At 49.0% G+C, this 12081-nt stretch carries 11 protein-coding genes; 6 read left to right on the top strand and 5 right to left on the bottom strand.

Annotated elements, in window-relative coordinates:
- The 3 genes from ACQY8X_RS19480 to ACQY8X_RS19470 all read right to left on the bottom strand — a co-directional run.
- Window positions 1-702: cytosine permease (locus tag ACQY8X_RS19480; RefSeq protein WP_428036798.1), on the bottom strand; the 702-nt coding region annotated here is incomplete at its 3' end.
- Window positions 703-930: 228 nt separating this feature from the next.
- Window positions 931-2292, bottom strand: a complete 1362-nt coding sequence (locus ACQY8X_RS19475) for an NCS1 family transporter (protein ID WP_428036797.1) — start codon at window positions 2290-2292, stop codon at window positions 931-933.
- A 182-nt stretch (window positions 2293-2474) separates the two neighbouring features.
- A complete protein-coding gene (locus ACQY8X_RS19470) occupies window positions 2475-3215 on the bottom strand; it encodes an aspartate/glutamate racemase family protein (protein WP_428036796.1) in 741 nt (246 codons plus the stop codon).
- A gap of 473 nt (window positions 3216-3688) precedes the next feature.
- Between ACQY8X_RS19470 and puuE the strand changes: the two genes are divergently transcribed.
- Genes puuE through ACQY8X_RS19455 form a run of 3 tightly spaced genes read left to right on the top strand, consistent with a single transcriptional unit; the run spans window position 3689 to window position 6199 of the window.
- Window positions 3689-4609 carry an allantoinase PuuE gene (gene puuE / locus ACQY8X_RS19465; protein ID WP_428036795.1) on the top strand — a complete coding sequence of 307 codons (921 nt, stop codon included), beginning with the start codon at window positions 3689-3691 and terminating at the stop codon, window positions 4607-4609.
- A gap of 60 nt (window positions 4610-4669) precedes the next feature.
- Window positions 4670-5695, top strand: a complete 1026-nt coding sequence (alc, locus tag ACQY8X_RS19460; protein WP_428036794.1) for an allantoicase — start codon at window positions 4670-4672, stop codon at window positions 5693-5695.
- A gap of 3 nt (window positions 5696-5698) precedes the next feature.
- Window positions 5699-6199 carry an ureidoglycolate lyase gene (locus tag ACQY8X_RS19455; protein WP_428036793.1) on the top strand — a complete coding sequence of 167 codons (501 nt, stop codon included), beginning with the start codon at window positions 5699-5701 and terminating at the stop codon, window positions 6197-6199.
- Between the two features lie 152 nt (window positions 6200-6351).
- Here ACQY8X_RS19455 and ACQY8X_RS19450 read toward each other — a convergent pair whose 3' ends face one another.
- Entirely contained in the window at window positions 6352-7335 is a 984-nt protein-coding gene (locus ACQY8X_RS19450; protein ID WP_428036792.1) for an HDOD domain-containing protein, read from the bottom strand.
- 588 nt (window positions 7336-7923) lie between these two features.
- Window positions 7924-9198, bottom strand: coding sequence for a hypothetical protein (locus tag ACQY8X_RS19445; RefSeq protein WP_428036791.1), 1275 nt, complete (start codon window positions 9196-9198; stop codon window positions 7924-7926).
- 232 nt (window positions 9199-9430) lie between these two features.
- Here ACQY8X_RS19445 and ACQY8X_RS19440 point away from each other — a divergent pair, with 232 nt between their 5' ends.
- The 3 genes from ACQY8X_RS19440 to ACQY8X_RS19430 all read left to right on the top strand — a co-directional run.
- Entirely contained in the window at window positions 9431-10360 is a 930-nt protein-coding gene (locus ACQY8X_RS19440) for a LysR family transcriptional regulator (protein ID WP_428036790.1), read from the top strand.
- A gap of 351 nt (window positions 10361-10711) precedes the next feature.
- Window positions 10712-11632, top strand: coding sequence for a dihydrodipicolinate synthase family protein (locus tag ACQY8X_RS19435; RefSeq protein ID WP_428036789.1), 921 nt, complete (start codon window positions 10712-10714; stop codon window positions 11630-11632).
- An 80-nt stretch (window positions 11633-11712) separates the two neighbouring features.
- Window positions 11713-12081, top strand: a 369-nt coding sequence (locus ACQY8X_RS19430) for a TAXI family TRAP transporter solute-binding subunit (protein WP_428036788.1), incomplete at its 3' end; no start/stop codon positions are given.

Genomic DNA, 12081 nt, shown 5'->3' with positions numbered 1-12081 from the left:
TATTGCCAGGAATGCCATCACCGGGCCACCCTCATATTCGCCTGTTCCTCTGAAGATGGTGCCTACCGCAGGTAGTAATTGGTCACCCGCTTCAATCCAGATCATGATCATCAGGGCGATCATCACCAGATAGACAAACGGGCCTGCCCAGTTGAGAAAGCGGGTAATCCAGTCGATACCCTGCATAAACATATACATCTGGAAGAACCAGACAATGATATACGCGGTCCAGCCGATGCTGGTCATACCGAGAAACTCTTGCCCGCCTGCGCTTCCCGGAAATAGCGCATGAATCAGCAGGGTGACGGCGGTTGAGGCGAAGTAGGTTTGTACGCCGTACCAGAAAATAGCCACGATAGCGCGCATCATCGCGGGAAAGTTGGCCCCACGCACCCCCATACTGGCGCGTGCCATAACCGGGTAGGGAATGCCGTATTTCACACTGGGAATGCCGGACAGATTACACAGCACCATGACGAAAATAGATGCTGCAATAATCGCAGCCATAACGGCCCAGCCGTTCAGACCGTAGGCGATGAACAGCGATGCGGCCAGGGTATAACCAAACAGACTCTGAACATCATTAGCCCAGACGTTGAATATCTCAAACGCGCCCCACTTGCGATCTTTTGGCGATAGCGGTGCCAGATCCTCATTGTAGAGACTGGGATCGATGTTTTTAATCTTCAGATCTTCAGACATGCCGACCTCCGGATATGATGGGCGTAGCGTTGAGGTCTGACGTGCCAGCCGTGGAGCGGGATAAGTGATAGGTCTCATCTTTTCTTAAGTGCTGCATGGGGGTACCTTTTTGTTATATTTTTGTCAGGCGCGCTAAGCGCTGCTTCTCTCTTAAAGCTTTCACTGTATGGATTGTTCAACCGGTGAACGCTCAAACCGTTTTTCAGTTGTTGGCGACTCTGCTCTGATTCAGCTGCGAAAACGTGCGCAGGCCGACCAGTTGTTCATCAGCAGGTAGTAAGTCAGACCGGCGGGTATCAGGCTGGCATACCATGAAATTGAGGAGAAGGTGAGTGCAACCGCCGCCCCCAGCAATGAAGCGATAATGGCTGCCCAGTTGACGCCACGGTATGGTCCTGTTTCGTTATACAGATGTTCCAGATTCAGGGTGCGATTACGCAGCAGAAAGTAGTCGACAACCAGCACCGCGAAGATCGGGCCCAGAAATGCTGAATAGGTCTGTACGAACAGTTGTAACCCTGCTGACGATTCCTCCTTCACCAGCTCCCAGGGGAAGGTTGCGAAGGCGGCAAGTCCTACCACAATGGTGGCTGTACGAAATTTGAGTTTGAAAACGTCCATCAGAATATAGGTAGGGGGCACCACATTATTAAGCACGTTGGTGGTGACCTGCGCAAACGCGATAAATAGCAGGGTAGTGACCAGCAGAGGGGTATTGTCCACCGCACTGGAGAAAACCTGAATAGGATCGGAAACCCCTGTGGCACCAGAAACCATCAGTCCTATCAGGCCCATAAACAGGGTGCAGGGCAGGATCGACATAGCGTAGATCGTGCTCAGTAATCCGGTCCCGGTGCCTTTCTTCAGTTCCCGGGAATAGTCGCTGACATTCAGCATCATGGTGCTGTAAATGCCCAGAAACAGCATTGTTGCAGCCCAGAAAGGTGCCCCCCAGGTGCCGTCGATATTCACCAGGTTAGTGGTGATCTCATCACCGTATTTGCTGATAACGCTGTAGAACATATACACCAGCGATAGCAGAATAAAGCCGCTGCCGATGTTTTCCAGCCATTTGATGCCCTGAAAGCCGAAGATCGACAGGCCAATCTGTAATAACTGAAATGTGACAAAGAAGAAGATCAGGTTATCGAAACCAAACATAGTGCTGGAAACCGCGTTGAGAGCACCGGCACCGATCCAGGATTGAAAACCGTACCAGACAATAGCGGGAACCGCCCGCACCAGCCCGGGAAAGCGTGTGCCAGCAAAGCCGAATGCACAGCGTGCCTGCACCATAAAGGGGATGCCATATTTATAACCGGCGGCACCGTTCAGGCTCAGGGCGATACCGATGATAAAACAGCCGATGGCAATCGCGACAGTCGCCTGAAGTAAGTTGAGTGTACCCACGATGCTGGAGCCCATGGCGAAGGTGCCGATTGAGACACAGCCTCCGAACCAGGCCAGCAGATAGGATATGCGTCCCATAATCCGGGTTTTTTGCGGGGCAAGGGACTCTTCTCCTGCGGCTTTGGTATCGACCGGGTCATCAATAAGTTCAGACTGAGACAATACTTGTTCATTTTGCATTTCAGGACCCTCCCGGGAGTATAGCTCCCGATTAACTTTTTATTCTTCTTTTAAAGAAAACTGATTTGCCATGACCCTTTACACTGGGTTTGGGCCAATCCTTATCAGTGCGTTCTGATATAGCGGTTGAATCTATTTGTGTTTGGATCGGTATAGCCAATCTGTACAGCAGCAAATAGACTTCAATATGTTCTCTGTGACCAGTGTTCAAACTGGCCGGTAAACGTTTTCGGGCGCGGGTAGTTCAGATCGCCATGTTTACTGGTACCCAGTTGCAGACTCACCAGAGACTCCGCCAGTTTGACTGCGGCGGTAACACCTTCGACAATTGGCAGGCCAACTGCTTCCTGGATCTGCTGTCTCAGATCCGCCATGCCTCCACAGCCGAGTACGATTGCGCCGATATTATCTTCCGCTTTCGCGCGCAGACACTCTGCAATAATCCGTTCCAATGCCTGATTACCGTCGTCTTCAAGGTCGAGCACTGGAATTTCGGCAGCCCGAATACGGCGGCAGTGATGGGAAAAACCATAACTTTGCAACAGATGTTCAGCAATGATGCCGGTGCGACCCAGTGTGGTGACGATGGAGAAACGAGTGCTGATCAGGGTGGCCATATGGAAGGCCGCTTCAGCTATGCCGATGACCGGAGCGCGGGTTAGCTCACGTGCCGCCAGCAGGCCCGGATCGCCAAAGCAGGCGATAATGTAGGCATCGGTATTTTCGCGTTCACCGGTAAGTACTTCTTCTGCAACGCCTACGGCACTGATGGCCTCGTCGAAGTGACTCTCGATAGAGACCGGTCCACTCCGGGGATTGGTTGCCACGATTGTGGTTCCGGGAGCGGCGATACGAGAAGCGGCTTCACCTATCTTTTCAGTCATGCTCACGGTGGTGTTTGGGTTAATCAGGCGAATCTGCATGGTTGTTGTCCTGCATGTTCATGGTCATTTTTATTATGATTTTTACGGTCATACTGAATTTTGTTATCTGTTTTGTCTCATTTAGTTACTCATATGTCAATTATTTGTTAACAATATATGTTTATATTGTTTTTCATATTGTGGTGCTCTCTTTTAGCGTTATCTCTGTCAGATCGGCTCTTAATCGCTAGAGAATTCAGGTCTTATGGCTATTCATCGTCTTAATCTGAGTGGTCAAACGCCGGATTTTTCACTCTATGGAATATTTTTTGGAAATGGTTACTTATTGTTTTAAATAGATAATTAATGAATTTGTATACGGTAGATTCATTCTCAATACAAAAATCATAGACATTGTTTACAATTAAAAGTAATTATATAAACAATATCTTTGCCTGTGTTCTTCTCTTGTTTCGCACAGGCAGCGTCTAACTGCTGGTGTAATAACAATTAAAATTGAAGAGGACCCTGTTATGAGCAATGTGTATGACCGAGACCTGGTGGGTTATGGCAAAGCAGCGCCTGACCCAAAGTGGCCACATAAGGCCCGGATTGCTGTGTCTTTTGTACTGAACTATGAAGAGGGCGGAGAGCGTTGCGTACTGCACGGTGATGGTGAGTCGGAAGCTTTTCTATCGGAAATGATCGGTGCACAACCCCTGGCTGGGGTGCGTCATATGAGCATGGAATCTATCTATGAATATGGCAGTCGTGCAGGTGTCTGGCGTTTGTTAAAGCTGTTTAAAAAGCATGATATTCCGCTGACTATTTTTGCCGTGGCGATGGCCGCAGAACGCCATCCCGAGGTGATCAGGGCAATGGTAAAAGATGGACATGAGATATGCAGTCACGGTTACCGCTGGATCGATTATCAATATATGGATGAAGAGGAGGAGCGGGAACATATGCAGAAGGCGATTGGGATTCTGGCAGAGATAACCGGAGAGCGTCCGCTGGGCTGGTATACCGGCCGGACCAGCCCTAATACCCGCCGGTTGGTGGCTGAAGAGGGTGGCTTTTTATATGAATCAGACACCTATGATGATGATCTGCCCTATTGGAATATGTTGTCAGGGCGCCCTCAACTGACGATTCCTTATACCCTGGATACCAATGATATGCGCTTTGCCAGTAATCAGGGGTTTAATTGTGGCGATCAGTTTTTTACCTATCTGAAAGATGCTTTCGACACTCTCTATGAGGAAGGTGCTGACAGCCCCAAAATGCTGTCAATCGGTTTACATTGCCGCCTGGTGGGGCGTCCGGCCCGAATTGCCGCTCTGGCGCGTTTTCTTGAATATGTGCAACAGCATCATGATGTATGGCTCTGTCGTCGTGTTGATATTGCCCGGCACTGGCACCAGCACCACCCATACCCGCAAGCGGAAAGCTGATTGTAGCGGCTGTGCTTACTCTGCCTCAGATTACCCGAATAAATAGTACCAGGAGACAATATGAATACCCCTATTGAGCAAAATAGTTTTGATTCCGTGAAATGGACTAACCTTGCTGATGCTCGTCTGGGAGCCAAAGCGATCGCAGTGACTGACGATTGGTTTGCCGACGTCAATCGTATGCTGCAACCCGAAGAGCCCGTCTGGAAAGAGGGTGTGTTTGATGACAACGGTAAATGGATGGATGGCTGGGAGTCTCGTCGTAAGCGATTTGAAGGCTATGATCATGCGATCATTCGACTTGGTGTCCCCGGGGTGATTAAAGGTGTGGATATTGATACCCGTTATTTCACCGGCAACTACCCACCATCCGCTTCTATCGAAGCATGCTATTGCGTTGATGGAGACCCGACCGATGCCACGGTCTGGGAAGAGATTCTGCCCTCGGTTTCACTGCAGGGAGATAGTCATCATCTGCATGCTATCGTGGATAATCGTCCCTGGTCCCATCTGCGTTTCAATATCTATCCCGATGGCGGTGTTGCCCGTTTGCGCATATATGGTGTTCCTTACCGGGACTGGTCTTCGCACCCATCGCAGGAGTCAGTTGATCTGGCAGCGGCGGTCAACGGTGGGCGAGCGATAGCCTGTAGCGATGAGCATTTCGGTCGGATGGGAAACATCCTCAATCCGGGTCGCGGTATTAACATGGGCGACGGCTGGGAAACCGCCCGCCGTCGTACACCCGGAAATGACTGGGTCATTGTCGCCCTTGGTCATCCGGGCGTCATCCAGAAGGTGATTGTCGATACCCTGCACTTTAAAGGTAACTATCCCGATAGTTGTTCAATCCAGGGGGCGTATGTAAAGGGCGGAACGGATGAGCAGATAGAAACCCAGAGCCTGTTCTGGCAGGAACTCCTACCCTCACAAAAGCTCGAAATGCACAGTGAGCATGGGTTCGCAGCCGAACTAAACGATATCGGGGTGATTACCCATGTTCGTATCAATATTTTCCCCGATGGCGGCATCAGCCGACTACGTCTGTTTGGCCTGATTGAGCAGGCTGTCGGGACAAAGGTGTAACCGATGTTATCTGTTCTGAAGGCCGAACCCTTAACCAAGGCTGCGTTTAAACCGTTTGGCGATGTTATTGAAACCGAGGGAAGTCGGCACTTTCTGATCAATAATGGTTCGACAGAGCGCTTTCATCGCCTGGCTGATGTTGATGTATCAGCCGCACAGGGGGAGCCGATTATCAGCATCTTCAGGGCGCAGCCATTACCGATGCCGTTCACGGTGAAAATGATGGAGCGGCATCCGCTGGGAAGCCAGGCATTTATTCCCAGAGGGGAGGAGCCGTTTCTGGTTCTGGTCGCCCCGCCTGGGGATGGCGTGAACAGTGATCAGCTGAGGTTATTTCTGACAAATGGCCGGCAGGGCGTTAACTATAGTCGGGGCGTCTGGCATCACCCCGTGCTCGCGTTAAAGCCTGACCAGGAATTTATCATTATTGACCGGGCAGGCGAAGGCAATAACTGTGATGAAATCTATTTCGATAGCGGGCAGCAGACAGTAGTGGAGATCTGAAAGCCGGAAAGAGTCGGGACGCTTGTCCGGGGGGCGTTCTGACTCATATTGTGCATGTTGCCTATCGTTGGCCATTGCTGGTCTGTGGTAGGCATTTACACCGTTTTCAGCGCTTCAAAGGAGTCATCCTTAAATTCACCACGCATATTTATTCAAATAGCTAATGTCGACAGAAGGCGATTAAACTTATTGCGAAAGCCTGTATCTGACAGCAACTTGATAACCAGTTTCTGGTCAGAAGTCTCTAAGTGGCTTTTCAGGAAGAATATTCCGGGTTCATCTGTTGCGTCGAGATTGAATTCGGACAAGTCACGCAGGCCGCGATACGCTACACGGTCACCGATACGTGCGGCAAGATAAAGCAACACGGTATCTTTCAGTTCATCCTCTTGCAACACCCGTGGCAACTGTGCGGGTGTCTTGACCAGCGGTAGCATGGCATTGGCAATGGCCTGTTCAATGTCTTCCGGTAAGCCCCAGCTCCGGGCTAATGTGGAGCCAACGATAGCAGCGTTTAAACCGCTACCCTGTTGCTGCGCTTTAATTCTGTCAAACACTGTCATGCCTTCAGCATACCAGGCGTGTGCGTTTTCCTCTCCGAGGATAAAACCCAGGTCACCGAGGTTGAAAAACAGGGCTTTGGTTGCCAGCACCGAGGGGCGGGAGTGGCCCGCATTTTGTCCCAATAAGTTGGCAAACGCGCTGGCAACAGCGGTGGATAACCAGGCCCGCTGTAATGCGGTTCTCTGTGCGTCAGAGCAGCCTTTGGTTTGATCCGCCGTCGCGGCCTGGGAGACCAGCCCCTTAACAAAACTGACACCCAGATAATTAACCGCGTGCTGGACGCTTGAAATTGGAGAGGTTAATGAAAATGCCGCAGAGTTCACTGTTCGCAGCACTTCTGCGGTCAGTCCGGGATCAGCGGCAAGGGTGGCAACCAGTTCCTGGGGGGTATCCAGGCCACCGGCTAACTTTGCCTGAACGGGATTTGGATCTGGCAGTTTGTCGCACAGCTGTCGTGCCCGGGTTGCCTGTTGTTCATCGATATGTGATGAGACAAACAGATTGAATTCGGTCAGCGACCTGTAGATCTCCTGCGATAGTTCCGAAGTAGTCTCAACAGCCGGTTCATCCAATAGTTGCCCAAAAGGCCTGGAGGGTTTGCTTGTTGATTCGCCGGACCGCGTCGTTGGTTTAGGCCGCTTGTCAGCCGTTTTCTTTTTTCTACCAAATAGTCCAAATAGCATGACAGTCGACTCCAGCCGTTGAGGGATATCCTTGTAGCAAACGCGGTATAAGCGTTTGCGCATAATACTGTGATCAGAGCAGAGCGCTTGGGCTGGCTTTTGCATCAACAGGCCGGTTGTTTTTTATACAGATTGGGGACTTAGCCCCAGTGATCAGCCCTTGCAACCCGTTGCATTACAGTGTCCACCTGACTCTGTCAGTCTCTGCCATCTGCAATAACATGTAAATCTTTTTGACCAGCCACAGTTACCATAGTGACAGATATAGTGAGGCGGTTGCGAGGGGGGCCGGCGCTGAAACATGCTGGCGCATGCGCGATCTCAGTTTGTAGTAGTTGAGGAATGATCTGACGCCTTTCTCGGCACAATAAAAAAAGAGAGGGCATGCCCTCTCAAAAGTCTGGTTTTATCCAGTTAAAAACTATCGGCTTGTAGAGCGACCAGACTGATTACCATCGAAGGGGTAATAGCAAAATATCAGAAGGCGTAGTTCAGTGTAGCCCTCAGGTAGGTCTGATTATCATCACCGGCCTGGTCGTAATCCATTTGGGATAGTTGAATCCGTGATGACAGGCCTTCCAGCGTCTGAAACTTATATTTCAGATCCAGCGCCAGCTCAGAGCCGCCATCAAAGTCTTTACCACTATTGGCGATACCCGTCGCACTTTGATCCCACATCGCATAGCTGATTTCTGAACTGAATCCAGCAATGCCAAAGCCTGAACTGACACTCAGAGATGTTGTTTTCATGCCAGCAAAAATCTCACTGGTGACAGTCGAGTGATACGCTCTGAACATCGGTACATGTCCTAGTGTACCGGGGAAGTTACGATCATCATCGACTGCGGTATAGGCCAGTTTAACCGTGTAATCACCCAGTTTGGTTTGCGCTTTTACACCCCAGTAACCGGTATCAGATAACGTATCATAATCCGCCGTCAGCACTTTCGCGCCGAGAACCCATGATGTCTGAGGAATCTTATAGGTCAGACCGAGAAAACCTGCCTGGTAGCCATCAGCCGTTACCGCCGCGGTTGGCGGGTCTCCCGCTTTTGAGTCATTATCGTTGATCAGCCACTGCCCTTCGACATTAAGGCCTGCGAGGCTGTTATTATTCAGATAGAGAGAGTAAAGCGGATTCTCATAATGTATATCGTTCTGCGTCGGTGAGGCACTGGCAGCATCACCATAGCGCATAATCCAGCTGTCGATGTACATCAGTTTCAGCGTAGTATCCGGCAGATCTTTGTTGGTAATAACAACGGCATCAAAGGTGTCTTTCATCGGAAATACACCACTATTCATGATCAGAGGACTAACAATTTTTTGCCGTCCCAGGCGGATGCTGGTATTCGACGTCTCTTTATTGAAAGCATAATCAATATACGCCTGTTCAAGACTGGTGGACGTAATACTAACCCTGTGCTCATCCTCACCACCTGTGATAGAGAGGCCTGTAGACTCATCCTGTAATCCCCAGTCCTGGCCATGCTGGAAAGCGATACCAAATTTCAGGCCGCTATAGGGGGCTGTTTCATATTTAATTGAGATGGCAGTGCCGCCCGAGTTGTTGTTATTGGTGACACCTGCTTCACCGATAGCATCTGTGTATGAGCTTTGCACGACAACGTTTCTGATTTCCGCAGAAAAAGTACCATTCTTTAGTGAATCCCTGACAGTATCAGCAGAGACATTTGCGCTGCAGACACTGGCGATGGCTAAGACAAGTAAGGCTTTATCAGCTTGTTTCATCGAAAACTCCAAGTTATTTTTTTGTTGTATTTATAGTTTTAACCTGAGTGCTTGATCACCACTCTAAGAAGATTAACTATTTGAATTTCATGGATTATTCTTAAGCGGTAATTATTAGCTAGTAATTAATTACCATGCGTTTGATCACTATAGTATTATCCTTAACATACAAGAATGGCTGATTCGGAATTTCAGCTATGCATTAAATGAATAGCTCTGAAAGGGTATTGTGATGAATTACACCAGCTGGAAAGTTTTTATTGATGCCGCTGAGTTGGGTAGCTTCAGCAAGGTGGCGTTATTCTGGAATATTAGCCAGCCACAGGTTTCCAGACATATTCAGGATTTAGAAAAGCAGTGCGGTGGGCGATTATTTCAACGCAATGGACGGGGGGTCGAGTTAACCGATTTAGGCAAACGACTGGCTCCTAAAGTGCGTGGCTGGATTCTCTCAACAGAACAGCTTGAGAATGATATACGGGAAACGTCTGGCCAACCCATCGGCAAAGTGAGTATCGGCATTCTGCCATCGACATCGCACCCCTGGATAAGCAATCTGTTTTTCATTCTCAGACAAAAGTATCCATTGGTTCAGCTGGTGGTGAGAGAGGGGCAGGGGGCACAACTGGAAACCTGGCTTGAACAGGGTAAAGTTGATTTGGCGATTCTCTATCGGCAAAGTCCATCCCCGAAAAATGGAGATATCTATCTGCTAAATACATCCACCTATTTAGTCGGTCATAAAGATGATCCTTTAACACGCAATAACGAACTAACATTTGCTGCTATCGATGGCATACCGCTGACCACATTCTGCAGGCCCAGTACCTGGAGGGATCGTCTGGATGAGCTTGCACTTGAATATAAAATCAATCTCAATGTCATTTTAGAAGCCGATTCTCTGGGGCTTCAGGCTGAAGCGGTTGAAAAAGGTAACTGTTATGCGCTCCTGGGACCATACGCAAGCTATGCGGCAGAGAACAGCCATAATGTCAAAGCAGTTAAGATTATTGAGCCGGAAATTAGCCGCTATATAGCGCTGGCGATGTCTCCCCACGGCTCGCTGACACTGGCATGCAAAACCGTCATGGAGCTGGTAAAAGATCTGACATCGTTAACATCAAATCTTGGTGATAAGTATGATGTCGAAATACTTAATTAGAGAGAGGTACCGCTCAGGTCTTTCCTTTCCTATTCTGTACTGTCTGCATATGTCACTTCTGTCCCTCCCGATATTCATCCCCCGTCTGTTTAACCACATTAAGAGATGATGTAACCAAAGCCGGCTAAGTGATTTGTCAGATGACGGATTGCGCTCTTTGATATACTCAATATGTATATCTGAAATTCAATAATAGGTATTCATGTATAGGTTGGGCAGTATTAGACTGAATCTACGTTATGTAAATAATCGAGCATGCCAAAAGACAACTGATACAACGCCTGCTTCATTACTTCACACAACTGACAGCTCTAACAATAAAAGATATTTCAGACACAATTAGGTAATAACATGACTAATATTGATCTTCGAGGTTTGAATCCAGCGCCGGTTACTCCTTTCACTGCTACTGGAGAGGTAGACTATGCTGCTTGTAAAAAACTGGGTGCCTGGCTGGCAGGTATTGATGGCGTTAAAAGTCTGACGGTACTTGGACATGCGGGTGAAGGTACTTTCCTGTCTCAAAGTGAACAGATGAAAGTCATCGAAAGCTTTGCAGAAGCAGTGGATGGCGCGATCCCTATTATTGCTGGTATTACTCTGGAAGGTACTGAAGTTGCTGCAGAAGAAGCAAAGCGTGCGGTTGCAGCAGGAGCAACCGCCGGTCTTCTATACCCGTCACACGGCTGGTTGCGGTTTGGCTATCAAAAAGGAGCGCCACAGGATAAGTACCGTAACGTCTATGAGGAAAGTGGTCTGCCGCTGATTCTGTTCCAATACCCTGATGTCACTAAATGTACTTATGACCTGGAAACTCAGCTGGAAATTGCGGCCCAGCCAGGCGTTTTTGCCATGAAGAATGGCGTTCGTAACATGCGTCGCTGGGACACTGAAATCCCTGTTATTCGCCAGGAAAACCCAGAGCTACAGATTCTGAGTTGCCATGATGAGTACTTACTTCACACAATGTTCGATGTTGATGGTCTGCTGGTGGGTTACGGTAACGTTGCTCCTGAACTGCTGGTTGAACTCATTAAAGCCGGCAAAGCCAAGGATTATCCGACGGCGCGTGCTATTCACGATAAACTGCTGCCTGTTACAAAGAGCGTTTACCATCGTGGTTCACACATGGAAGGCACTGTTGCCCTGAAACATGCGCTGGTGGCCAGAGGTATTCTGGATAACGCCAATGTTCGTTCTCCATTACTACCGTTAGCAGAAGGCGCTGAAGTTGAAATCGCGGATGCTTTACGTTCAGCCGGAATCATTTAATGCTAGAGTGACAAAATAAGTATTTAATACCCGCCTGGCAGACATGTTCCCTCTGCCAGGCTCATAAATCGGTGTATAAAATGAAAATAATAAATACGTTTATCCGAACCTCGACCGCACTGCTACTCAGTGCTGTTATCTCCATGAACGCAAGTGCAGACTCTGTCCGAATTGGTGCCATGAAAGTTGGCTCAGGATGGTATGTTGGTGCCGCCGCCATCAAAAAAATGATGGAAGAAACCGGTAGCGGTATCGATATTGATATTCTCGCCAGAGGGGGCGGTGTCGCTAACCCGATGGTTGTCGAACAGGGCAAAGCCCAGATAGCGATCTCGAATGTTGCAACCTCTCAATGGGCAATGAATGGCGAGCTGTTATACAACGGTAAAAAAGCCACTCATATCCGCTCACTGGTGGGCGGACTAAACCCCGTCTATATTGGTGCGATC

Source organism: Amphritea sp. (assembly GCF_050300915.1).
Taxonomy (GTDB): Bacteria; Pseudomonadota; Gammaproteobacteria; order Pseudomonadales; family Balneatricaceae; genus Amphritea.
Note: the sequence above shows the minus strand (reverse complement) of the source record. Positions and strands in the feature narration are given on the sequence as shown.

Coding starts and splice junctions, on each gene's coding strand:
- puuE (WP_428036795.1), top strand. CDS start 3,689: ATGAGCAATGTGTATGACCGAGACCTGGTGGGTTATGGCAAAGCAGCG.
- ACQY8X_RS19445 (WP_428036791.1), bottom strand. CDS start 9,198: ATGAAACAAGCTGATAAAGCCTTACTTGTCTTAGCCATCGCCAGTGTC.
- ACQY8X_RS19470 (WP_428036796.1), bottom strand. CDS start 3,215: ATGCAGATTCGCCTGATTAACCCAAACACCACCGTGAGCATGACTGAA.
- ACQY8X_RS19475 (WP_428036797.1), bottom strand. CDS start 2,292: ATGCAAAATGAACAAGTATTGTCTCAGTCTGAACTTATTGATGACCCG.
- alc (WP_428036794.1), top strand. CDS start 4,670: ATGAATACCCCTATTGAGCAAAATAGTTTTGATTCCGTGAAATGGACT.
- ACQY8X_RS19435 (WP_428036789.1), top strand. CDS start 10,712: ATGACTAATATTGATCTTCGAGGTTTGAATCCAGCGCCGGTTACTCCT.
- ACQY8X_RS19440 (WP_428036790.1), top strand. CDS start 9,431: ATGAATTACACCAGCTGGAAAGTTTTTATTGATGCCGCTGAGTTGGGT.
- ACQY8X_RS19455 (WP_428036793.1), top strand. CDS start 5,699: ATGTTATCTGTTCTGAAGGCCGAACCCTTAACCAAGGCTGCGTTTAAA.